24 protein-coding genes and 1 pseudogene are annotated in these 22943 nt (G+C 68.1%); 14 read left to right on the forward strand and 11 right to left on the reverse strand.

The window, feature by feature from the left end; translation table 11 throughout:
• Positions 1 to 31: 31 nt before the first annotated feature.
• Complete coding sequence (locus QMG28_RS14940) at positions 32 to 376, reverse strand: DUF2794 domain-containing protein (RefSeq protein ID WP_281843118.1); 345 nt, start codon at positions 374 to 376, stop codon at positions 32 to 34.
• A 322-nt stretch (positions 377 to 698) separates the two neighbouring features.
• Between QMG28_RS14940 and paaI the strand changes: the two genes are divergently transcribed.
• Genes paaI through QMG28_RS14955 form a run of 3 tightly spaced genes read left to right on the forward strand, consistent with a single transcriptional unit; the run spans position 699 to position 3042 of the window.
• Positions 699 to 1136 carry a hydroxyphenylacetyl-CoA thioesterase PaaI gene (gene paaI, locus QMG28_RS14945; protein WP_281843119.1) on the forward strand — a complete coding sequence of 146 codons (438 nt, stop codon included), beginning with the start codon at positions 699 to 701 and terminating at the stop codon, positions 1134 to 1136.
• 22 nt (positions 1137 to 1158) lie between these two features.
• Positions 1159 to 2463, forward strand: coding sequence for a phenylacetate--CoA ligase PaaK (paaK, locus tag QMG28_RS14950; protein ID WP_281843120.1), 1305 nt, complete (start codon positions 1159 to 1161; stop codon positions 2461 to 2463).
• A gap of 3 nt (positions 2464 to 2466) precedes the next feature.
• The gene (locus QMG28_RS14955; RefSeq protein WP_281843121.1) at positions 2467 to 3042 is read left to right on the forward strand and encodes a TetR/AcrR family transcriptional regulator; all 576 of its coding nucleotides are present in this window, start codon (positions 2467 to 2469) and stop codon (positions 3040 to 3042) included.
• On the opposite strand, the gene amrB is transcribed toward QMG28_RS14955, so the two are convergent.
• On the reverse strand, positions 3039 to 4502 hold the full coding sequence (gene amrB, locus QMG28_RS14960; protein ID WP_307726354.1) for an AmmeMemoRadiSam system protein B: 1464 nt from the start codon (positions 4500 to 4502) through the stop codon (positions 3039 to 3041). The genes QMG28_RS14955 and amrB overlap by 4 nt on opposite strands.
• On the opposite strand from amrB, the gene amrS reads away from it, so the two are divergent.
• Positions 4473 to 5549, forward strand: a complete 1077-nt coding sequence (amrS, locus tag QMG28_RS14965) for an AmmeMemoRadiSam system radical SAM enzyme (protein ID WP_281843123.1) — start codon at positions 4473 to 4475, stop codon at positions 5547 to 5549. The two genes, amrB and amrS, sit on opposite strands and share 30 nt — an antisense overlap.
• 30 nt (positions 5550 to 5579) lie before the next feature.
• Here the strand turns inward: amrS and QMG28_RS14970 are convergent, their stop codons facing one another.
• From QMG28_RS14970 to QMG28_RS15005, 8 genes are all read right to left on the reverse strand, one after another.
• Positions 5580 to 6479, reverse strand: coding sequence for a c-type cytochrome domain-containing protein (locus tag QMG28_RS14970; protein ID WP_281843124.1), 900 nt, complete (start codon positions 6477 to 6479; stop codon positions 5580 to 5582).
• A 56-nt stretch (positions 6480 to 6535) separates the two neighbouring features.
• Complete coding sequence (gene modC, locus QMG28_RS14975) at positions 6536 to 7642, reverse strand: molybdenum ABC transporter ATP-binding protein (protein ID WP_281843125.1); 1107 nt, start codon at positions 7640 to 7642, stop codon at positions 6536 to 6538.
• Entirely contained in the window at positions 7639 to 8331 is a 693-nt protein-coding gene (gene modB / locus QMG28_RS14980; protein WP_281843126.1) for a molybdate ABC transporter permease subunit, read from the reverse strand. Before modB ends, modC begins: the two co-directional genes overlap by 4 nt.
• Before the next feature lie 3 nt (positions 8332 to 8334).
• Positions 8335 to 9105: a molybdate ABC transporter substrate-binding protein gene (gene modA / locus QMG28_RS14985; protein WP_281843127.1), complete on the reverse strand. Its 771-nt coding sequence runs from the start codon at positions 9103 to 9105 to the stop codon at positions 8335 to 8337.
• Between the two features lie 61 nt (positions 9106 to 9166).
• Complete coding sequence (locus tag QMG28_RS14990) at positions 9167 to 9538, reverse strand: winged helix-turn-helix domain-containing protein (RefSeq protein ID WP_281843128.1); 372 nt, start codon at positions 9536 to 9538, stop codon at positions 9167 to 9169.
• Between the two features lie 46 nt (positions 9539 to 9584).
• Positions 9585 to 10040, reverse strand: a complete 456-nt coding sequence (locus tag QMG28_RS14995; RefSeq protein ID WP_281843129.1) for a DUF6173 family protein — start codon at positions 10038 to 10040, stop codon at positions 9585 to 9587.
• The gene (locus QMG28_RS15000) at positions 10033 to 11073 is read right to left on the reverse strand and encodes an MBL fold metallo-hydrolase (protein ID WP_281843130.1); all 1041 of its coding nucleotides are present in this window, start codon (positions 11071 to 11073) and stop codon (positions 10033 to 10035) included. Before QMG28_RS15000 ends, QMG28_RS14995 begins: the two co-directional genes overlap by 8 nt.
• Positions 11070 to 12785, reverse strand: coding sequence for an acyl-CoA dehydrogenase (locus QMG28_RS15005; protein WP_281843131.1), 1716 nt, complete (start codon positions 12783 to 12785; stop codon positions 11070 to 11072). Before QMG28_RS15005 ends, QMG28_RS15000 begins: the two co-directional genes overlap by 4 nt.
• A gap of 101 nt (positions 12786 to 12886) precedes the next feature.
• Here QMG28_RS15005 and QMG28_RS15010 point away from each other — a divergent pair, with 101 nt between their 5' ends.
• The 10 genes from QMG28_RS15010 (at position 12887) to bufB (ending at position 22722) form a co-directional block, all read left to right on the forward strand.
• Positions 12887 to 13834: an L-threonylcarbamoyladenylate synthase gene (locus QMG28_RS15010; protein ID WP_281843132.1), complete on the forward strand. Its 948-nt coding sequence runs from the start codon at positions 12887 to 12889 to the stop codon at positions 13832 to 13834.
• Between the two features lie 155 nt (positions 13835 to 13989).
• Positions 13990 to 14874 (forward strand): LysR family transcriptional regulator, encoded by an 885-nt coding sequence (locus QMG28_RS15015; protein ID WP_281843147.1) that lies wholly within the window; start codon positions 13990 to 13992, stop codon positions 14872 to 14874.
• A gap of 88 nt (positions 14875 to 14962) precedes the next feature.
• Positions 14963 to 15424, forward strand: coding sequence for a formate dehydrogenase subunit gamma (locus QMG28_RS15020; RefSeq protein WP_281843133.1), 462 nt, complete (start codon positions 14963 to 14965; stop codon positions 15422 to 15424).
• The gene (locus QMG28_RS15025; protein ID WP_281843134.1) at positions 15421 to 16932 is read left to right on the forward strand and encodes an NADH-ubiquinone oxidoreductase-F iron-sulfur binding region domain-containing protein; all 1512 of its coding nucleotides are present in this window, start codon (positions 15421 to 15423) and stop codon (positions 16930 to 16932) included. The genes QMG28_RS15020 and QMG28_RS15025 overlap by 4 nt, the downstream gene beginning before the upstream one ends.
• Complete coding sequence (locus QMG28_RS15030) at positions 16929 to 17141, forward strand: DUF4287 domain-containing protein (RefSeq protein WP_281843135.1); 213 nt, start codon at positions 16929 to 16931, stop codon at positions 17139 to 17141. The genes QMG28_RS15025 and QMG28_RS15030 overlap by 4 nt, the downstream gene beginning before the upstream one ends.
• 4 nt (positions 17142 to 17145) lie before the next feature.
• Complete coding sequence (gene fdhF, locus QMG28_RS15035) at positions 17146 to 20022, forward strand: formate dehydrogenase subunit alpha (RefSeq protein WP_281843136.1); 2877 nt, start codon at positions 17146 to 17148, stop codon at positions 20020 to 20022.
• A complete protein-coding gene (fdhD, locus tag QMG28_RS15040) occupies positions 20019 to 20834 on the forward strand; it encodes a formate dehydrogenase accessory sulfurtransferase FdhD (protein ID WP_281843137.1) in 816 nt (271 codons plus the stop codon). Before fdhF ends, fdhD begins: the two co-directional genes overlap by 4 nt.
• On the forward strand, positions 20824 to 21042 hold the full coding sequence (locus QMG28_RS15045) for a formate dehydrogenase subunit delta (protein ID WP_281843138.1): 219 nt from the start codon (positions 20824 to 20826) through the stop codon (positions 21040 to 21042). The genes fdhD and QMG28_RS15045 overlap by 11 nt, the downstream gene beginning before the upstream one ends.
• A gap of 464 nt (positions 21043 to 21506) precedes the next feature.
• A complete protein-coding gene (locus QMG28_RS15050) occupies positions 21507 to 21818 on the forward strand; it encodes a BufA1 family periplasmic bufferin-type metallophore (protein WP_281843139.1) in 312 nt (103 codons plus the stop codon).
• Positions 21819 to 21870: 52 nt separating this feature from the next.
• The gene (gene bufB, locus QMG28_RS15055) at positions 21871 to 22722 is read left to right on the forward strand and encodes an MNIO family bufferin maturase (RefSeq protein ID WP_281843140.1); all 852 of its coding nucleotides are present in this window, start codon (positions 21871 to 21873) and stop codon (positions 22720 to 22722) included.
• A 35-nt stretch (positions 22723 to 22757) separates the two neighbouring features.
• On the opposite strand, the pseudogene QMG28_RS15060 reads toward bufB, so the two are convergent.
• A pseudogene (locus QMG28_RS15060) lies at positions 22758 to 22943 on the reverse strand (hypothetical protein); the annotation flags it as partial.

Consider the following 22943-nt stretch of genomic DNA (forward strand, 5'->3'; position numbering starts at 1 on the left):
GCGCGTGGCATCCTTGCCGGGATGCTTTGCCTCACTCCACCGGGCGGATCAGCTTGCGTTCCAGCACATGCAGCACCGTTTTCAGATCCTGCCCGCGTTTGAGGATGCGCCCGTCCATCCCGATCACTGAATATTGCCCCTGCCGGCCACGCAGCCTGGGGTGTTTCTCGATCCGGTAGAGCGGGTGTTCTGCGGTATGGCGAAATACTGCGAAAACCGCATGGTCCCGCAAAAAGCTCATCGCGTAGTCGCGCCATTCGCCGGCGGCGACCATGCGCCCGTATAGCCCGAGTATGACCCCGAGCTCCTGTCGGTCGAAGGCGACCTTGTCGTTTATCTCGGGGCGCGGAAAGGGCGTGGGCGTTTGCAGGTTCATATGCCGAGGATGGGGGCAGCCCGGGCGCAAATCAACACCAAGCTTTGCCCGGACCGCCCCAATAGCCCGATTCCAACCACGAAATGACCGCCCGCACGCCACAAACGCCCCGCAATAGCGCCGGAATCTGCGGGCAATACTTCTGTGTAGCGAGCGAGAAGCTCACCCCGGTGCCGCATGCAACAGCCCCCACCCAGTTCGCGGCACCGGGGGCTACACCTGCCCCGCCTTCCGGCGGGGCTTTTTATTGCCCGCTTCCCCGAACACTATTGACCGCTCGGTCGGCTTTGTGCCACCATTCCCGACAGGAGAAGGAGGAGCCATGACCCCGGAGGAACGCGCGCGCCGGTCGGCCGATGCGATGTGGGCGGAGGACCGCGCCAGCCAGGCGCTCGGCATGAAGATTGTCGAGATCGCGCCGGGCAAGGCGGTGCTGACCATGCCGGTGCGCGCCGACATGGCGAACGGCCACGGCATCGCGCATGGCGGCTATATCTTCACCCTCGCCGACAGCGCCTTCGCTTTCGCCTGCAACAGCTACAACACCCTCGTCGTGGCCCAGCACAACACGATCAGCTACCTCACGCCGGGGCGGGTGGGCGAATTGCTCACCGCCACCTGCACCGAGGCGCACCGGGCCGGGCGTTCGGGGCTGTATGACGTGGTGGTGACGGGCGGCGACGGTCGCCGGATCGCGCTGTTTCGCGGCGCGTCGCGCCAGGTTCAGGGCACGCATTTCGAGGAGGAGGCCGGCGCATGAATGCCGGCTCAGGGAGGACAGAATGAAGGATCTCACCCCGCGCCGGGACGAGCTTGAACATATCGAAACCGCCTCGCGCGACGAGATCGCGGCGGTGCAGCTTGAGCGGATGAAATGGTCGCTGCGCCACGCCTATGACAAGGTGCCTCACTACAAGGCGTCGTTCGAGGCCGCGGGCATGCACCCCGACGACCTGCACAGCCTCGAAGACCTCGCGAAATTTCCCTTCACCACCAAGCAGGATCTGCGCGACAATTACCCGTTCGGCCTGTTTGCCGTGCCGCGTGGCGAGGTGGCGCGTATCCATGCCTCGTCGGGCACCACCGGCCAGCCCACCGTGGTGGGCTACACCAAGGCCGACCTCGATATGTGGGCCACCGTCGTCGCGCGCTCCCTGCGCGCCTCGGGCCTGCGCCCCGGCGACGTCCTGCACAACGCCTATGGCTACGGGCTGTTCACCGGCGGGCTCGGCATTCACGGCGGCGCGGAAAAGCTCGGCCTGACCGTGGTGCCGGTCTCGGGCGGAATGACCCAGCGGCAGGTGCGGCTGATCGAGGATTTCAGCGCGCGCGGCATCACGGTCACGCCCTCCTACGCGCTCTCGATCCTCGACGAATATCAGGCGCAGGGGCTCGACCCGCGCAAATCGCCGCTTGAGGTGGGCATTTTCGGCGCCGAACCCTGGACCAACGCGATGCGCCGCGAGATCGAAGACGCCTTCGACATGCACGCCGTCGATATTTACGGCCTCAGCGAAGTGATCGGCCCCGGCGTGGCGAATGAATGTGTGGAAACCAAGGATGGGCTGCATATCTGGGAAGATCATTTCTACCCCGAAGTGATCGACCCGGAGACCGGCGAGGTTCTGCCCGATGGCGAATTGGGCGAGCTGGTTTTCACCTCGCTCACCAAGGAAGCCTTTCCGATCATCCGTTACCGCACCCGCGACCTCACCCGGCTCATGCCCGGCACCGCGCGCTCGATGCGGCGGATGGAAAAGGTGACTGGCCGCACCGATGACATGATCATCCTGCGCGGCGTCAATGTCTTTCCGACCCAGATCGAGGAGCAGCTGATGGCGGTGCCGGAACTGGCGCCGCATTTCCAGATCGAACTCACCCGGCCCGACCGGATGGACGAGATGCATATCCATGTGGAACTGGCCGAAGGGGTCGAGGCCAGCGCGGTTCATGTGAGCCATGTGTTCAAGGGGCTGGTGAAATCGAATGTCGGCGTCACCGTGAAGGTGCATGTGGCCGAGACCGGCGGCGTGGCGCGCTCCGAAGGCAAGGCCGTGCGCATCGTCGACAACCGGCCGAAGGGCTGATCCATGCCGAGAGGAATTGCACGCGACCACGACCAGAAGCGGGAAGCGATCCGTAAGGGGGCGGCGGAATATTTCGCCCGCCACGGCTTCGACCGCGCCTCGATGACCGGGGCAGCGAAGCATTGCGGCGTATCCAAGGCCCTGATCTACCACTATTATTCCGCCAAGGAAGCGCTGCTATACGATATCCTCGACTGGCATCTGACCGACCTTGTCGAGACCGCCCGCGAGGTCAGCCCCGAAGGTGGGCTGGGCGCGCTGATCTGCGCGATCCTTGAGGCTTATGAAGACGCCGACGCCGAGCACAAATTGCAGATCGACGCGCTGTCGGTGCTGCCCGACGCGCAGCAGGCGCCGCTGATCGCCCTGCAGCGCGAGCTGGTCGAGATGATGAGCGCCGCCCTGTTGCACGAGGCCCCGGCGCTGGACGGCACCGACAAGCTGCGCCCCGTCACCATGTCGGTCTTCGGCATTCTCAACTGGTTTTACATGTGGCACCGCCCCGGCAAGGGGATGGACCGGAAAGCCTATGCCCGGCTCGCCACCGATATGGTGCTGAACGGCATTCGCGGCGTCTAGCCTTCGGCGAAGCTCTCCGCCCGGTAGCGCTGCACCTCCAGCGTGTCGCTCCAGTGATCCTCCGCCAGCTCCGCCTTGCGCTTGAGCTGGCGCCAGAACGCGGCAGGCTCGGGCAGGCTCTCCCAGACCATCGGCAGGAAGGTGCCGCGCCGGCCGCGATCGGACAGGATCAGCCCGTCCTCGCCGGGGCGCAATTGCGCGAGCAGATCCTCTTCCGAGGCAAAGGCCATCGGCGCGGGCGGGCCGAGCACCGCGATCTTGAGGTGGATCTCCGCCAGTTCCCCCGCCGTGACGGCGGCAAAACGCGGATCGGCGTGGCCCGCGCAGATCGCGTTCTGCGCCACGTCCTGCACCAGCGGGCGGTGGGCTGTGAGCGAGCCGATGCAGCCGCGCAACCGGCCCGCGCGGGTGAGCGTCACAAAGGCCGCGCCATGGCTGCGCAACCTTGGGTGAAAGCTGGCCGGGTCGATCTTCGGGTCGCGGCCCGTGGCGGTGCGCCCGGCCAGCGCCTCACGCGCCACCCGCAGCAGCGCCGCGCGGTCATCGCGCCGGATCGCATCGCCCTCCGGCCCATACAGCGCCCAGGCGCCGTAGCCGACGACGCGGGATGTATCATGCGTCACCTCCGCCGAGGTCGCCCGCGCCAGCCGGACCGCGCGCGCGCCCTGCCCCGTGCGCGAGGCAAGGTAGCCGCGAATGCCCCGCGCGCCACAGGCATGGGCCCCGCTGAGGCTCTGCCATGCGCCGGTTTCGATCAGCCGCGATGCCGCGTCGTCATGGGCGATGGCGGCGCCTTCGGTAAGGAAATGGCTGAGATCGCTGGACAGCACAAACAAGGGATGGCCGAGCAGCCCGTCGAGCAGGTCCAAAGCTGCCGCGACCTGCGCATCCTCCACCTGCCCCAGCACGAGCGGCAGCACATCCGCCTGCGGATGCAGCGCATGGAGGAAGGGAAATTGCGTCTCCGCCCCATGCTCGCGGTCATGCGCCGCGTCCTCGATATGGGCCAGCCCCGCTTCCATCAGCGCCGTTCGGGCAGCGGTGTTGATCGCAAGGTCGAACCCCGGCATGGCATAGGCCCCGCCGGAGGGCAGCGCGATCCCGGCAAAGGCGTGGCGGTGCGAGGGCGAAAGCACCACCGCATGGCGAATATCGGCCCCCGCAGTGCTCTGCCACGCCGCCCCGGCAAGCCAGCCGGAATAGGCATAGCCCGCATGGGGCGAGATGATCGCGCGCGGCGGTTGAGGCCCTTCTGCCCCGGCCCCACGGGCAAGGCACGCCTCCACCGCGCGGGCAAGCTCCGCCGCATCGGCCGGGTAAAACATGCCGGCAACCGCTGGAGGGCGTCTTGTATTTTCGCGCAGGTCTCTCATGTGAGTTGCATATAACTCCGAAACGCCTCCAGTGTAGGGGCAGAAGGCAAGAAAATCATGACCGAAGCCCGCCATATTGCGCGCCATTGGAGCCGCCAGCCCGATGGGCGGCTGCGCTGCGAGCTATGCCCGCGGTTCTGCGCCCTGCGCGACGGCCAGCGCGGCATGTGCTTCGTGCGGATGCGCGAGGGCGACGAGATCGTGCTCGACACCTATGGCCGCTCCTCCGGCTTCTGCATCGACCCGATCGAGAAGAAGCCGCTCAACCATTTCCTGCCGGGCACCTCGGTTCTCAGCTTCGGCACGGCGGGCTGTAACCTCGCCTGCAAATTCTGCCAGAACTACGACATTTCCACCGCGAAAACGGTCGACCGGCTGGCCGACAGCGCCTCGCCCGAAGCGCTCGCCCAGGCGGCCAAGCGCCACGGCTGCGCCTCGGTCGCCTATACCTACAACGATCCGGTGATCTTCCTCGAATACGCGCTCGACACGGCGGCGGCCTGCCGCGATCTCGGTGTGCGCTCGGTGGCGGTGACGGCGGGCTATATCGAGCCGGAGCCACGCGCCGAGTTCTTCGCCGCGATGGATGCGGCGAATATCGACCTCAAGGGCTTCACCCCTGAATTCTACCGCAAACTCACCGGCGCGCATATCGAACCGGTGCTCGACACCATCGCCTATGTCGCGCAGGAAACCGAATGCTGGCTGGAGCTGACCACGCTCCTCATCCCCGGCGAGAACGACAGCGACGCCGAGATCGAGGCGCTTTCGGGCTGGGTGCTGGACAATTGCGGCGCAGACACGCCGCTCCACTTCACCGCCTTCACGCCGCAGCACCGGATGCCGGATCACGCCGCCACGCCGCTGGAAACGGTGCTGCGCGCCCGCGAGATCGCCCGCCGCGTCGGGCTTCATCACGTCTATGCCGGCAATGTCCATGACGAGGCGGCGCAATCGAGCTATTGCACCGGCTGCGGCCAGAAGGTGATCGGGCGCGACTGGCACCAGCTCACCGGTTGGCACCTCGACGAGACCGGCCATTGCCTGAGCTGCGGCACAAGGTTTGCCGGCGTGATCGAAGGCGCGCCCGGCAGATGGGGCCGCAAGCGCCAGCCGATCCGCATCGGCGCGTGACGGCCCGCCGCCGGTGGCCCCTCGCCGGTGCTACCGGGCGCGCAGCCGCTCGGCGACGATCGCGCCGTCCGGCGCCACGCGCGCGCGCAACTCCGCCTGTTGACCGATACCCGGCCTTTCGTCGATCCGCGTGCCGCCGGTGACGATGAAGCGAACGCCGTCGATCTCGTCCTCCCCGGTCATCGTCCCGCGATACCGCAGTTCGGCCCCGGTCGGCATCGGGGCCGGGACGCCCTCCGCGCTCAACGCCCCGCCCGCGATCCAATCGCGCAGAAGCCCGATCTGATCGGGCGTCAGCCATGGCGGCCCGTCCATCGGCATACGGGGATCGGCAAGGCCCTCGACCCGGCGGATGATTTCCGAGGCTTGCGGATTGCCCGGGATCAGCACCGCGCGCTCGCCGCCCGCCAGAATCGCGGCATAGGACGAAAGGCGCAATCCCTCCGGCGGGGCGCCCAGCGTCGAATTGTCGGAATGGCACTCGATGCAGCGTTGCAGGAAGATCCGCTCGACCTCCGGGAAGGTAATCACGCCATCCGCGTAGGGATCGGCCTCGGCGGCCGGTTCGACGGAGTTCGCCCCCGCCTCCGGCCCCGGCGCACCAGCCTCGATCCAGCCGAGCAAGGCCGCAATCTCGGTTGCCTCCAGAAACGGCGGCCCGTCGAGCGGCATCTGCGGCATCAGCGCGCCGGTGATCCGGCCATAAAGCGGGCTCTCCTGCGGGCTTTGCGGCAGCACGACCGGGCCGTTCTGCGAGCCCGCCATCACCCCGGCATGGCTGTCGAGCGAAAGACCGAGCGGGGCATCTTCGCCCGCGTGGCAGAATATGCAGCGCTCTTCGAAGATCGCGGTAACGGTCGCCCAATCCGCCGCCGGCGCAGGCAGAGCGGCGCATATCGCAGTCAGGGCAAGGGGCACGGCGCGGATCATTCTTTTTTGTGAGGGCTTTGGCGCGCCGGATCAAGCCTTGTGTCGTCGCCCCGCGATCACCCGGCGCGGACCGGCCCGGCCTGCACACCCACATCTTCCGCTGCGATGGACACCGTTTTCAGGATCGCATGGCAGGCGATGCCCGGCGCAAGGCCCAGCCGGGCAACCGAACGGCGCGTCACCCGCGACAGCACCCGCCCCGCCGCCGTTTCAACCGCGACGATCGCGCCGGGGCCATCGCCGATATGAATCTCGGCCACCGTGCCCGGCAGGCTGTTGAGCGCCGAAAGCCCCTCCGGCGGGCCGAGCGACAGGATCACGTCATGCGCCGCGATCCGCACCCGCAACTCAGCGCCAGGCGCGCTGGCGACACGGGGCAGGAACAGCCTGACGCCGCCCGCGTCGAGCTCTGAAAGCCCGTCATCGTGATGCGCCACCACCCGGGCGATAAGCAGCGCCCCCACCGCGCGCGGTCCGGTCGGGGTCAGCGCCGGGTCGGACAGCACCGCCGCGGTGGGGCCGGCGCGCAGCACCCGGCCCGCTTCGAGCACCACCACGGTGGTGGCCAGCCGCGCCACCTCCGCCGCCGCGTGGCTCACATGCAGCATCGGCACGCCGGCCTCGTCGCGGATCCGTTCGAGATAGGGCAGGATTTCGGCCTTGCGCCCTTCGTCGAGCGCCGCCAGCGGCTCGTCGAGCAGCAGCATCCGGGGGGCGGCCAGCAGCGCCCGGCCGATGGCCACCCGCTGCTTTTCGCCCCCCGACAGCGCGCCCGGGCGCCGGGCCAGCAGCGCGCCGATGCCAAGCATCTCCACCACCCGGGCAAAGGCTTTGTCATCCACCGCGCGGCCTGTCACCCGCAGCCCGTAGACGAGGTTGCGCCGTACATCGAGATGCGGAAACAGCCGCCCCTCCTGAAACACGTAACCGATCCGGCGTTTGTGGGCGGGCAACCAGATGCCGCGCCCGGTATCGGCCAGCACCTCGCCTTCCAGCACGATCCGCGCCCGGTCGGGGCGCAGCAGCCCGGCAACGGCATTGACCACGCTCGTCTTGCCCGCGCCGGAGCGGCCAAACAGCGAGGTCACCCCGGCCGGCGCGTCGAAGGCGACATCGAGCGTCAGCCCCGGCAGGGCATGGTGCAGGGCGACCGAAAGCGTCATGCCCCGCCCCCCCGCCGCCCGGCCCGGCGCGCGAACCATTCGGAGGCGATCAGCGCCAGCATGGCGATGGCGATGGAGACCGCCACCAGCCGCAGCGCCGCGCTTTCGCCGCCCGGCACCTGCAGGAAGGCATAGATCGCCGAGGGCAGCGTTTGCGTCTGGCCGGGGATGTTGGAGACGAAGGTGATCGTCGCGCCGAACTCACCCATCGCCTTGGCGAAGGCCAGCACCGCGCCCGCGATCACGCCGGGCAGGATCAGCGGCAGGGTGACGGTGACGAAGACCCTGATCCGCGAGGCGCCGAGCGTGGCCGCCGCCTCTTCCAGCTTCGGGTCCACCGCCTCGATCGACAGCCGGATCGCCCGCACCATGAGCGGAAAGGCCATGATCGCCGCCGCCAGCGCCGCGCCGGTCCAGCGAAAGGCGAAAACGATGCCGATCTCGGCCAGCAGGCTGCCCAGCGGCCCCTTGGTGCCGAAGGTGAGCAACAGAAGATATCCGGTGACGACCGGGGGCAGGATCAGTGGCAGGTGCACGAGGCCGTTCAGCAGTGCGTGGCCGGGAAAGCGCCCGCGCGCCAGCACCAGCGCCACGAGGATGCCGGGCGGAAGACTGAAGATGGTGGCCGTCAGCGCCACGCGCAGCGACAGCGCCACCGCCTGCCATTCTTCCGGCCCGAGCCATCCCATCCGTTACTCTTCTCCCAGCACCACAAACCCCTGCGCTTCGAAGCTGGCACGGGCGGTTGCGCCCGACAGATAGGCAAGGAAAGCCTCCGCCGCCGCGCCCTCGTGCCCGGCGAGGATGGCGGCAGGGTAGATGATCGGCGGGTGGCTGTCTGCCGGGAAGGTGCCAACCACCTGCACCCCCGGCTCGGCCACCGCATCGGTGGCGTAGACGATGCCATAGGGCGCCTCGCCGGTGGCCACCAGCGCCAGCGCCGCGCGCACATTGTCCGATTGCGCCACCTGCGGCGCGACGGCCTGCCAGATGCCGAGGCCTTCGAGCGCGGCCTTGCCATAGATGCCCGCAGGCACCGCGTCGACCAGCGCCATGGCGAGATGGCCGCCGCCGAGAAGCCCGGCAAGATCGACGCCCGGCGACAGCTCGACAGGCTCGGCCTGCGGATCGGCGGCGATCAGCACCAGCGCATTCGCCAGCAGATCGGCGCGCGTGCCGGGCGCGATCAGCCCGTCCTCTTCCAGCGTGTCCATCCAGCCGACATTGGCGGAGATGAACAGATCGGCTGGCGCGCCGCTCTGGATCTGGCGCGCCAGCGCCGACGACCCGGCGAGCGACACGGTCACGTTATGGCCCGTCTCGCCGTTAAACGTGCCGACGATCTCTTCGATGGCGTTTTTCAGGCTCGCCGCGGCGAAGACGAGCACATCGTCGGCCATCGCCGGCACGGGCGACAGCAGGAGCGCGGCGGCAAGGCCGCGCGAGAGAAGTGAATTGAGCATGGTAGGTCTCCGGTTCGATATGTTTATCGAAACATATCGAACCGCGCGCTTCTGGCAACCGTTATTTCCCATCGGGCATATCGGCCAGAAGATCGACCATCGCCGCCGCATGGCCTGCCCCCGCCTGCCGCGCCGCCGCCTCGATGCCGTTATAAGCAGCCAGCACGGCCCGCCCGGTCTCGGTCACCTCGGCGCCACCGCCCTTCGCCCCGCCACGCGAACTCAGGACGACCGGCTCGCGGTACATCGCGTTCATCGCCTCGACAAGCTGCCAGGCCCGTTTGTAGCTCATCCCCATCTCGCGCCCCGCCGCGGCGATCGACCCCGTACGGGCGATCCGCTCCAGCAGTTCGGCCTTGCCCGGCCCCATGAAGACACCATCGGCAAAGACGAGGCGGATGCGATAGCGCGGTATGTCAGCGGGCTGGGTCATGGCGGCATCCTGCGCCGGGCGGACCGGCGCGGCAAGGGGCGAAGGCTCAGCCCTCGTCCACCTCGGCGCCGGAATGCTTTCCGAGATCGGCGGCGAGCCGGAAGCCGATCCGGTTCGGCGGCTCGGAGGTTTCCTCGCGCGGCTCGGCGCGCAGCATCACGTTGAGCTGGCTCACATGCTGGATGAGCTGGGTCTTGGTGCCCTCGTCATCGGTGCCGTAGAAGGTGACGAGATCGGGATCGAAATAGCCGATCCCCTCGATCCGCAGAATGCCGACCTCGCCCCCGGCGAAGCCCATCGCCACCTCGTGCTCGTTATCGAGCTGTTCCTCGAAATTCTGGATGTAGAGGATAAGCCGCTCATAGGCCCATTCGGCCGGGCTCTTGTCTTCATAGGGCCGCTCGGTCACCACCTCGGGCAGCGGCTTCTGCTCGGCGGTCAGCGGCGTGTCGTCGTCGCATTTGGATACACGCGCGCGCGGGCTTGTCTTGGTATCAGCCATCTTGCCTCCGTTGCCACAGCCAGGCGCCATCGTCGCGCCTTGTGCGCGTGACCTTGCCCAGACGGTAGAGATGATTGAGGTGCCCCATCGCCTCGACCAGGGCAAGCCCGTATTCGCCGGCGCCGATCCGCCGCCGGTAGAGCGCGGGAAAGCATTCGACGGCGGTGCGGGGCGCGTCGAGATGCGCCAGCAGCCGGTCGAGCGCGGTGTGATGGTTGGTGATCAACTGGCGCATCCGCGTCGGCAGGCCCCGGAACGGCAGCTTGTGGCCGGGCAGCACGAGCTGGCCATCCTCCGCGAAGGGCATCAGCGCCTCGCAGCTTTCCAGCCAGTCGCCCACCGGATCGGCTTCCGGTTCGGTCGCATGAACGCCCAGATTGGGGCTGATCGTGGCCAGGAGCTGGTCGCCCCCGATCACCAGATCGCAATCGCGGCTCCAGAAGGTGGCGTGTTCGGGGGCATGGCCGTTGCCGATCCGCACATCCCAGTCGCGCCCGCCGAAGCGGATCACATCGCCCTGCTTGACCCGTTTGAAGCCCAGCGGCATGTCGGCGACGATATCGACGTAGTTGAACGGCCGCTCGGCCTTGCGGGCCTCGAAAATCTCGTCTTCCATCCCCGCCGAGCGCCAATAGGCAAGCGTTTCGTCCACCGGCACCATCTGCTCGTCGAGCAGCAGCATCCGGGCGAAGAGCCAGGCGGTGCGGGTGGTGATCAGCTCGGCCCCGTGCTCGCGCTGGAACCAGCCGGCAAGCCCCACATGATCGGGATGATGATGGGTGACGATGACCCGCGCCACCCTCTCGCCGCCAAGCGGCCCGGCGATGAGCTGCGCCCAGAGCTTGCGCGTGCGGCTGGTGTCGAAGCCGGTATCGACCACGGTCCAGCCATCGTCGTCGCGGAAGGCGAAAACGTTCACATGGTCGAGCTTCATCGGCAGCGGCACACGCATCCACAGCGCATTCGCGGCCAGTTCGACGGCCTCGCCTTCGGCGGGCGGCTCGGCCCAGGGGAAGGTGATCGGCGCGCTCACGAGGCGAGGTCTTCCGCCGAGAGGGCGTAGAGCCCCGCCGCACCCGCCTTCGCCTGGGTGATGAAGGCCTCGTATTCGGGCAGCAGCCGCTCGATGTAGTAGCGCGCAAGCGCCGTGCGCGGCCCGGCCCCGCCCTCGGCATGCGCGGCCTTGAGGTGGTAGAAGGCGCCCAGCACCCGCGCCGAGGCCGACTGGAACGGCACCGCCCCGGCGAAGCGCTCCTGCATATCCTGTTCGACCAGCCATTCGACGCATTCGCGCAGGGTTTCCGCCGCGCCCCAGACCGCCTCGGCCAGATCGGGCACCGTGCGCCGGGCGATCTCGGCCACCTGCTCGCCCTCGTCGAACATCCGGTAGGCCGCCTCGCCGCCATCCATCATCTTGCGGCCGACAAGGTCCATCGCCTGAATGCCGTTGGTGCCCTCGTAGATCGTAAGCACGCGGGCGTCGCGGGCAAATTGCGCCGCGCCGGTTTCCTCGATGTAGCCCATGCCGCCATGCACCTGAATGCCGATCCCGGCCACCTTCTGGGCTACATCGGTGCCGAAGCTCTTGGCCACCGGCGTCAGCAACGCCGCGCGCGCGGCCCAGTCGGGATCGCCCGTGGCCTTTTCCATGTCGAGCGCCACACCGCAGGCCAGCGCAATGGCGCGGGCGGCGAAGATCTCGGCCTTCGCCTCGATCAGCATCCGGCGCACATCGGCATGGTCGATGATCGCGCCGCCCCCCTCGCCCAGCGGCGTGCGGCCCTGCCGGCGCTCCTGCGCATAGGCCAGCGCGTGCTGATAGGCCCCCTCGGCCACGCCGATCCCCTGCACGCCGACCTGAAGCCGGGCATTGTTCATCATCGTGAACATCGCCGCCATGCCCCGGTTCTCGCCGCCCACGAGCCAGCCCGTCGCCCCTTCGAAGGACATCACGCAGGTCGGGCTCGCATGCAGGCCCATCTTGTGCTCAAGGCTCACCACCCTGAGCGCGTTGCGCGCGCCCGGCTCGCCTTGCGTATCGGGGATGAACTTGGGCACCATGAACAGGCTGATCCCGCGCGTGCCCGGCGCGGCATCGGGCAGACGCGCCAGCACGAGGTGGCAGACATTGCCGCCAAAATCGTGATCGCCCCAGGAGATGAAGATCTTCTGGCCGGTGATCGCATAGGTGCCATCGCCGTTCGGCACCGCCCGGGTGGTGAGGGCGCCCACATCCGAACCGGCCTGCGGCTCGGTCAGGTTCATCGTGCCGGTCCAGTCGCCGCTGTTGAGCCTGGGCAGATAAAGCGCCTTGAGCTCATCGGAGGCGTGGGTTTCCAGTGCCTCGATCTGGCCCTGGCTGAGCAGCGGGTTCAGCCCCAGCGCCAGAGCCGCGCCCGAGATCATATCGTTGAACGCCACGTTGAGGGTGAAGGGCAGGCCCATCCCGCCATGCGCGGGATCGCCGGCGATACCGACCCAGCCGCCCCCGGCAATCGCCGCGTATCCATCGCGAAACCCGGCCGCCGTGCGCACCACGCCGTTCTCCAGCACCGCGCCCTCGGTATCGCCCACCCGGTTCAGCGGCGCGAGCTTCTCGTCGTTGAGCCTGGCCGCCTCGTCGAGAATCGCCGCGACCGTGTCATGCCCGGCATCGGCGAACCGCTCCGTCGCCACCACCTGATCATAGGCAACGACATGCTCCAGCATGAAACGAAAGTCGCGAACGGGGGCACGATAAGGCATGGGTCCTCCACGGATATCTTGGCAAGCGCCTGTGCGCCTTGTAGGCAGTCGCGCGGGAAGGGTAAACCGCCCCCAGCAACGCGCAAGGAAAACCCAGCGTCATGACCGGCACCGAAATTCTCGCGCCCGACGATACCGGCATCGCCCGGGCCGCCGCGCTGTTGCGGGCCGGAGAGCTGGTCAGTTTTCCCACCGAAACGGTTTATGGCCTCGGTGCGGACGCCACGAACGGCGCGGCGGTGGCGCGGATCTTCGACGCCAAGGGGCGGCCCCGGTTCAACCCGCTGATCGTGCATCTGCCGAGCCTCGACGCGGTGGCGGACTATGCCGTTCTGGAGGGCGATGCGCTGCGGCTGGCGCAGGCGTTCTGGCCCGGCCCGCTGACGCTGGTGCTGCCGGTGCGCGCGGGCAGCGGGCTTTCGCCGCTGGTCTCCGCCGGGTTGCCGACGGTGGCGCTGCGCGTGCCGGATCATCCGCTGGCCCGCCGCCTGCTGGCCGAGACCGGGCGGCCCGTCGCCGCGCCCTCGGCCAACCCGTCGGGCCGGATCTCGCCCACCGAGGCGGCCCATGTGCTGGCCGGGCTGGACGGCAGGATCGCCGCCGTGCTCGATGGCGGCCCCTGCCCCGTGGGGGTGGAAAGCACCATTGTCGGCCTCGCGCCCGCGCCGGTGCTGCTGCGCCCCGGCGGGCTGCCGGCGGAGGCGATCGAAGCCTGCCTCGGCGCGCCGCTCGCCCTGCATGGGCCGGACGAGGCGATCAATGCGCCGGGCCAGCTCCTGTCGCATTACGCGCCAAGGGCGGCGATACGGCTCGACGCCGAGACCGCCCGGCCCGGCGAGCGGCTGCTGGGCTTCGGCCCGGTCGCGGGCGCGGCGCTGAACCTCTCGCCCTCGGGCGATCTGGTGGAGGCGGCGGCCAATCTGTTTCACCACCTGCACAGGCTCGATGCCGAAGGCGATATGCCCATCGCCGTCTCGCCGGTCCCCGAGATCGGGCTGGGCCGCGCGATCAACGACCGGCTGCGGCGCGCGGCGGCCCCGCGCGGCTGACTTTCGCATCGCTGACGCGATCCGACCCGGCGAGGGGCGCTGCCCCTCGCGCTCCCCGGAGTATTTGTGCAAGGATGAAGGGAGATCGGAGCAGGATTGCCCGCATGATATGAATTTTGTATCGTTTTGAGAAATATCCATAGAGGATGCCGATCATGCTCGCGAAGCTCGAAATGTTCATCGCCCTGGCCAGGGAGCAGCATTTCGGCCGGGCGGCGGAGAGCCTCGGGATCACCCAGCCGACGCTCTCGACCGGGATCAAGCAGCTCGAAGATCAGCTCGGCGTGCAGCTCGTGCGGCGCGGCTCGCGCTTTGGCGGGCTGACGCCGGAGGGGCAGCGGGCGCTGAACTGGGCGCGCCAGATCGTCGGCGATGCGCGGCGGCTGCGCGAGGAGATGCGGTTTTCGCGCGAGGGGCTGGCGGGGCAGCTGCGGCTGGCGGTGATCCCCACCGCGCTGACCTGGGCGTCGCGGCTGGCCGCCGGCTTCTCGAAGCGGCACCCGAATGTGTCCTTCACCGTCCTGTCGCGCAATTCCATCGACATTCTGACGATGCTCGACAATCTGGAGATCGACGCCGGCCTGTCCTACCTCGACAACGAGCCGCTGGGGCGGGTCTCGACGGTGGAACTCTACCGCGAGAGCTACACGCTGGTCTGCACCCCCGATCACCCGCTGGCGGACCGGACCGCGATCGGCTGGCGCGATCTGGCGGGCAGCCGCCTTTGCCTGCTCACGCCCGATATGCAGAACCGCCGGATCATCAACACCGCCTTTCGCGCCGCGGGCTGCGATCCGGCGGCGCAGATGGAATCGAATTCCACCGTGGTGCTGGTGAGCCATGTCGCCACCGGCGACTGGGTCACCGTGCTGCCGGGCGATCTGGCCACCTTCCTCGCGGCGGGCAAGGGCCTGAAGATCGTGCCGATCCGGGCCGAGACGCCGGGCCATGCGGTGGGCCTCGTGGCCCCCTGGCAGGAGCCGCATACGCCGGTGTTGCAGGCGCTGCTCGACGAGGCCGGAGAGCTTGCCGTTCGATAGATATTTTCTATCATCCAACGGAATAACGATATTGATTTCAAATTTTCGATCTGCTGTCTGCAGGGCCTGAGACAGCCCCGGAGGCCCCATGCCCGACACCGCCCCGTCCGCCGCAGCCATCTCTGCCGAGATCGCCGCCGAACTGCACCGCGAAGGCCCGCTGCTGCCGATCCTGCACCGGCTGCAAAAGCGCTTCGGCCATGTGCCCGAAACCGCCGTGCCGCTGATCGCCGAGGCGCTCAATATCGGCCGGGCCGAGGTGCATGGCGTGATGAGCTTCTACCACGATTTCCGCGCCGTGCCCGCCGGCCGCCATGTGGTGAAGATCTGCCGCGCCGAGGCCTGTCAGGCGGTTGGCGGCGTTGCGCTGGCGGAGGCGGCGCTGGCGGCGCTCGGCACCGAATGGCACGGCACCACGGCGGGGGGCGCGGTGACGGTCGAGCCGGTCTATTGCCTCGGCCTTTGCGCCAACGGCCCCGCCGCGATGGTCGACGGGCGGCCAATGGCGGCGGCGACGGCGGAGAAACTGGTGGCGGAGGTTTCGGCATGAAGCTGTTTCTGTCCGCCGATGCGGTTGCGAAGGCGCTTGGCGTAGAGGACGTGGCCGCCGCGCTGGAGGCAGAGGCCAGGGCGCGCGGGATGGCTCTGGAGCTGATCCGCGTCGGCTCGCGCGGCATGGCCTGGCTGGAGCCGCTGGCGGAAGTGGAACGCGATGGTGTGCGCCATGCCTTTGGGCCGATCACAGTGGCGGATGTGCCGGCGCTGCTTGACGGCGCGCTTGCGGGCCATGGACCGACGGAGGACATCCCGTTTCTCGCCAGCCAGACCCGCCTGACCTTTGCCCGCGTCGGCGTGATCGACCCGCTCTCGCTCGCCGATTACGAGGCGCATGGCGGGCTTGTCGGGCTGCGCAAGGCGCTGGCCGATCCCGCCGCCATCGTGCAGACGGTGATCGACAGCGGCTTGCGCGGGCGCGGTGGCGCGGGCTTTCCAACCGGCATCAAGTGGCAGACCGTGGCGGCGGCCGGGGCTGGCCGGAAATATATCGTCTGCAACGCCGATGAAGGCGACAGTGGCACCTTCGCCGACCGGATGCTGATCGAGGGCGATCCGTTTTCGCTGATCGAGGGCATGGCGATTGCCGGGCTCGGCGTGGGGGCGGAGACGGGCTTTATCTATATCCGCTCGGAGTATCCCGACGCCATTGCCACCCTGACCCGGGCGGTGGAGATCGCGCGCGAAGCGGGGCTGCTGGGCGGCGATGTGCTTGGCTCGGGGCGCGGCTTCGACATCGAGATCCGCGAGGGCGCGGGCGCTTACGTCTGCGGCGAGGAGACGAGCCTGCTCAATTCGCTCGAAGGCAAGCGCGGCGTGGTGCGCGCCAAGCCGCCGCTGCCGGCGCTGGAGGGTCTGTTCGGCAAGCCCACCGTGGTGAACAACGTGATCAGCCTCGCCACCGTGCCGGTGATCTTCGAGAAGGGGCCGGAGCATTACGCGAGCTTCGGGCTGGGGCGTTCCAAAGGCACGATGCCGCTGCAGATCGCGGGCAATGTGCGCTTCGGCGGGCTTTACGAGACGGCCTTCGGCCTGCCGCTGGGCGAGATCGTCGAGCGGATCGCCGGCGGCACGCGCACCGGGCGCGCGGTGAAGGCGGTGCAGGTGGGCGGGCCGCTTGGCGCCTATTTCGCGCCGCAACAGTTCGACACGCCCTTTGGCTATGAGGAATTCGACGGCGCCGGCGGGCTGATCGGCCATGCCGGGATCGTCGTATTCGACGACAGCACCGACATGCTGGCCCAGGCGCGCTTCGCCTTCGAATTCTGCGCCGTGGAGAGCTGTGGCAAGTGCACGCCCTGCCGGGTCGGCGCGGTGCGCGGGGTGGAGGTCATCGACCGGATGGCGGCGGGCGAGGATATGCGCGATCTGGTGGAAGACCTCTGCGAGACGATGCGCGACGGGTCGCTCTGTGCGCTCGGCGGCTTCACCCCCTACCCGGTATTGTCCGCTCTCACCCGGTTTCCCGACGATTTTGCCCCGCACAAGGAGGCCGCCGAATGAACGACGACAAGATCAAGGGGCCTGCCTCCTATTTCCCGTCGATCGAAAAGACATACGGCCAGCCGATCGAACATTGGCTCGGGATCGTGCGGGCGATGCCGGACGCCAGACATATGGAACAGGTGGCGGCGCTGAAATCCGGGCACGGGCTCGGACATGGCCACGCCAATGCCATCGTCGCCTTTGTGCGCGCAGAACAGCAGGGATAGACATATGAAAGACTTCATCATCCCCTGGGACGAGACCGACAAGGGCACGCCGGCGAAAACCGGCGCGCCGGTGACGCTCACCATCGACGGCTTTGCCGTGACCGTGCCCGAGGGCACCAGCGTCATGCGCGCGGCGAGCGAGGCGGGCATTCAGGTGCCCAAGCTCTGCGCCACCGACAGTATCGAAGCCTTCGGCTCCTGCCGGCTCTGCGTGGTCGAGATCGAGGGGCGGCGCGGCACGCCGTCGTCCTGCACCACGCCGGTGGCCGATGGCATGGTGGTGCATACCCAGTCGGAGCGGGTCCGCAGGATCCGGCGCGGGGTGATGGAGCTTTACATCTCCGACCACCCGCTCGATTGCCTCACCTGTGCGGCCAACGGCGATTGCGAATTGCAGGATATGGCCGGCGTGGTGGGCCTGCGCGATGTGCGTTATGCGCCGGGCGAAAACCACTTTGACGTGCGCCAGAACGGCGAGGCCAATCCGCGCTACACGCCCAAGGACGAAAGCAATCCCTATTTTGCCTATGACCCGTCGAAATGCATCGTCTGCTCGCGCTGCGTGCGGGCCTGCGAAGAGGTGCAGGGCACCTTCGCGCTCACCATCGAAGGGCGCGGGTTTGACAGCCGGGTCTCGCCCGGAGCGGGGTTTGACGATTTTCTCTCCTCCGATTGCGTGAGCTGCGGCGCCTGCGTGCAGGCCTGCCCGACCGGCACCTTGCAGGAGAAATCGGTGATCGAGCTGGGCACGCCCACGCGCTCGGTGGTGACCACCTGCGCCTATTGCGGCGTGGGCTGCTCGTTCCGGGCCGAGATGAACGGCGATACGCTGGTGCGCATGGTGCCGGCCAAGGGCGGCAAGGCCAACCGGGGGCATTCCTGCGTGAAGGGCCGCTTCGCCTGGGGCTATGCCAACCACCGCGACCGGATCCTGAACCCGATGATCCGCGATCATGTCGACGAGCCGTGGCGCGAGGTGAGCTGGGACGAGGCGCTGAGCTTCGCCGCCCGGCGGCTCAGCGCCATTCAGGCCGAGCATGGGCGCCGCTCGATCGGCGTCATCACGTCAAGCCGCTGCACCAACGAGGAAACCTTCCTCGTCCAGAAACTCGCCCGCGCGGTGTTCATGAACAACAACACCGATACCTGCGCGCGCGTCTGCCATTCGCCGACCGGCTACGGGCTGGGGCAGACCTTCGGCACCTCCGCCGGCACGCAGGATTTCGACTCGGTCGAACAGACCGACGTGGTGATCGTGATGGGCGCGAACCCGACCGATGCGCACCCGGTCTTTGCCTCGCGGCTGAAAAAGCGGCTGCGCGCGGGGGCGAAGCTGATCGTGATCGACCCGCGCAAGATCGACCTTGTGAAATCGAACCATATCGAGGCCGCCCATCACCTTGCCCTGCGCCCCGGCACCAATGTGGCCGTGGTCAGCGCGCTTGCCCATGTGATCGTGACCGAAGGGCTGGCCGATGAGGCGTTCATTGCCGAGCGCTGCGACGATGAGAGCTTTGCCGATTACGTGGCCTTCATCCGCGATCCGCGCCACAGCCCCGAAGCGGTGGAGGCGCTGACCGGCGTGCCGGCGCAAGAGCTGCGCGCCGCCGCGCGCACCTTCGCCACCGGCGGCAACGGTGCGATCTATTACGGTCTTGGCGTGACCGAGCACAGCCAGGGCTCGACCACGGTGATGGGCATCGCCAACCTCGCCATGCTCACCGGCAATATCGGCCGCCCCGGCGTGGGGGTGAACCCGCTGCGCGGGCAGAACAACGTGCAGGGCTCCTGCGACATGGGCTCGTTCCCGCATGAATTGCCGGGCTACCGCCATGTGAAAAACGGCGATGTGCGCGAGATTTTCGAGCGCCATTGGGGCGTGGAGATCGACCCCGAGCCGGGCCTGCGCATCACCAACATGCTCGACGCCGCCGTCGATGGCAGCTTCAGGGGCATCTACATCCAGGGCGAGGACATCCTGCAATCGGATCCCGATACCCGCCACGTCGCCGCCGGGCTTGCCGCGATGGATTGCGTGATCGTCCATGATCTCTTCCTGAACGAGACGGCGAATTACGCCCATGTCTTCCTGCCCGGCTCGACCTTCCTTGAAAAAGACGGCACCTTCACCAATGCCGAACGGCGCATCAACATGGTGCGCGAGGTGATGAAGCCGAAGAACGGCTATGCCGATTGGGAGGTGACCCAAGCGCTGGCCAACGCGATGGGGGCCGGTTGGCATTACAGCCACCCGCGCGAGATCATGGCCGAGATCGCCGCCACCACGCCGAGCTTTGCCGGGGTAAGCTATGAGCTTCTGGATCGTATGGGATCGGTGCAATGGCCGGTGAACGAAGAGCATCCGGAAGGCACGCCGATGATGCATGTCGATGGCTTCGTGCGCGGCAAGGGGCGGTTCATCGTTACCGAATACGTGGCCACCGACGAGCGCACCGGCCCGCGCTTTCCGCTGCTGCTCACCACCGGGCGCATTCTCAGCCAGTACAATGTGGGCGCGCAGACCCGCCGCACCGACAACGTGGTCTGGCATGACGAGGATGTGCTGGAGATCCACCCGCATGACGCCGAGCAGCGCGGCGTGACCGATGGCGCCTGGGTGCGGCTGGCGAGCCGCGCGGGCGAAACCACGTTGCGCGCGAAGCTCACCGAGCGGGTCAGCCCCGGCGTGGTCTATACCACCTTCCACCACCCCGAGACCCAGGCCAACGTGATCACCACCGATTATTCCGACTGGGCCACCAATTGCCCCGAATACAAGGTGACGGCGGTGCAGGTGGCCTGCTCGAACGGGCCGAGCGACTGGCAGGAGGATTACGCCGCCCATGCCGCGAAGGCCCGCCGCATCGAGGCCGCCGAATGAAGCCGGTGCACAGCCTGCCCGGCCTCGCGGTGACGCGCGAGGGCACCCGGGCGGTCATCCGCGCGCTGCCGGAGGAGGTGCCGGTGGCGGTCAGCTTCGACGGCACCACGCTTGCGGTGATGATGTGCTCGCCCGCCGATATCGCGGATTTCGCCCATGGCTTCGCACTGAGCGAAGGCGTGATCGACCGGCTCGGCCAGATCGAGAGCTTCGAGGTGGTCGAGCACCCGAACGGGATCGAGGCCCGGTTCTGGCTTGCGGGCGACCGGTCGGAAGCGCTGAAGGCCCGCCGCCGGCAGATGACCGGCCCGGTGGGCTGCGGGCTGTGCGGCATCGACTCGCTGGACGAGGCCCTGCGCCCCCTGCCCCATGTCGGCCAGCCCGCCATTGCCCTCACCCGCGCCGAGATCGCCGCCGCGACCGAAACGCTGCGCGGCCACCAGCCCCTGCATGACCAGACCCGCGCCGTCCATGCCGCCGGCTTCCTGCGCCCCGGCGAGGGCCTGGTTCTGGCGCGCGAAGATGTGGGCCGCCACAACGCGCTCGACAAGCTGATCGGCGCGCTGGCGCGCGGCGGCAGCGATGCCAGCGCCGGGGCCATCGTGCTCACCAGCCGGGTTTCGGTCGAGATGGTGCAAAAGGCGGCGATGGCGCGCTCGGCGGTGATCATCGCCGCCTCGGCCCCCACCGCCCATGCCCTGCGCCTCGCCGAAGAGGCCGGGATCACCCTGGCCGCCTTTGCCCGCGCGGGCGGGTTCGACCTGTATTCCCACCCCGACCGGATCGACACGGGAGATGCGCATGTCGCCTGACAAGATGGTTCACATGGCCAACCAGATCGCCGCCTTCTTCAAGACCCAGCCGGGCGGCGGGCAGGCGGAAAAGCTCGCGGCACATCTCAACGATTTCTGGGAGCCGCGGATGCGCGCCCAACTCATCGCCCATGTCGCCGGGGGCGGCGCGGGGCTGGACGCGCTGGTGCTCGACGCGATGGATCATCTCAACGCCCCGGCGGCCTGAACCCGGGCGGGTTCTCCATCCGGCGGGCAATTCTGAAGAGCCACGCCCGGATGCGCGCGCGGCAGGACGAGATGTCCGGCCACCGTGCCGGGGTCTGACCCCGCGACCGCGCGCGTCTGCCGCATCCGGCGGGTCTTTCCGGGCCCGCAACACTCACCTCCACGCCGCTTTGCCGCCCCAAGCCGCGCGCGGGTGTTGCAAGCGCCGCGCCGGGCACCCCATGCCGCAGCGCGGCGCACCTGCGGGGCGGGCTCCATCCTCACGGCTCTATCGCTTTGGATTGCTCATATTTTTCACCTGCCACCGGACCCAGCTCACAGGTCAATTCACGACTTCGTATGTTTCAGCCCGTCACGCCCGGGTGCTGCACGGCCCTGTGAGTGGCCTGTGACGGCCCGGCCCCGCTAGCACTTCCTCATCGCCGAAACGGGCGATCAACCCGAACGGTTCATGAGGAGGACCCAATGACCAAACCGATCAAAGCGCTCGCCATCGCCGGCGCCGTCGCCACCGCGCTCGCCGCCCATGCGGCCAATGCGCAGGACGGCGCAACGGAGAAATGCTACGGCATCGCCAAGGCGGGCGAGAACGATTGCGCCGCCGGCCCCGGCACCACCTGCGCCGGCACCTCGAAAGTCGACTACCAGGGCAATGCCTGGTCGCTCGTGCCCGCCGGCACCTGCGAGGAAACGGTGATCGAGGCCTCGATGACGATGGACGGCATGGAGCGCATGGGCGCGCTCGAAGCGCTCGACCGCGACCTGCCCGAGATGTGATCGCAGATACCCCGGGCCGCTGCGGCCCGGGGCCATACCCGGAGGAGTCCCCATGTTCGACAGCCTGTCTCCCCGCCTGCCCGCCGCCCCCGGCATCGGCTTCAAACCCCGGCATTACGGCGAGATCCTTGCCGATCCCGGCGCGGTGCGCTGGCTCGAAATCCACGCCGAGAACTACATGGGCGATGGCGGGCGGCCGCTGGCGCAGCTGCGCGCGCTGGCCGGGCGCTTCGCCATCTCGGTGCATGGCGTGGGGCTGTCGATCGGCGGCGCGGAACCGCTCGACAAGGCGCATCTGGCGCGGCTTCGTCACCTGATGACCTGGCTGAACCCGGCGAGCTTTTCCGAGCACCTCGCCTGGTCGTCCCATGGTGGCGCCTTCTTCAACGATCTGCTGCCACTGCCCTATACCGATGCCAGCCTTGGGCGGGTCTGCGACCATATCGACGAGGTGCAGGAGGCGCTCGGGCGGCAGATGCTGCTGGAAAACCCCGCCACCTACCTCGCCTTCACCGAAACCACCTGGGCCGAAACCGACTTTCTGGCCGAGATCGCGCGCCGCACCGGATGCGGATTGCTGCTCGACGTCAACAACGTCTACGTCGCCCGCACCAACCGCGCCGAAGACCCGGCGGCCTATATCGACGCCTTCCCGGTGGCGGCGGTGGGCGAAATCCACCTTGGCGGACATGACGCGCAGCAAGACGATCACGGCGCACCGCTGCTGATCGACAGCCACGGCGCGGAGGTGGTGGACCCGGTCTGGGCGCTTTACGCCCACACGCTTGGCCGCACCGGACCGGTGGCCACGCTTATCGAATGGGACAATGACGTGCCGGACTGGCCCGTGCTCGCGGCAGAAGCGGCACGGGCTGGTGCGGTGCTGGAAGGGGTGCAGGCATGAGGCGCGCGCAGAGAGCCCGGGCCGTCGCCGGACGGTTAACCAAACCTTTCAAAACGGCACGTTTCGCAGGATTTTTCATGTTGGACCAGAGCGTTACCAGAAATCCGGTTTTCCGGTTTTCCGGTTTTCCGGTTTTCCGGTTTTCCGGTTTTCCGGTTTTCCGGTTTTCCGGTTTTCCGGTTTTCCGGTTTTCCGGTTTTCCGGTTTTCCGGTTTTCCGGT

This window comes from Sinisalibacter aestuarii, from assembly GCF_027923545.1.
In the GTDB taxonomy this organism is placed as follows: Bacteria; Pseudomonadota; Alphaproteobacteria; order Rhodobacterales; family Rhodobacteraceae; genus Sinisalibacter; species Sinisalibacter aestuarii.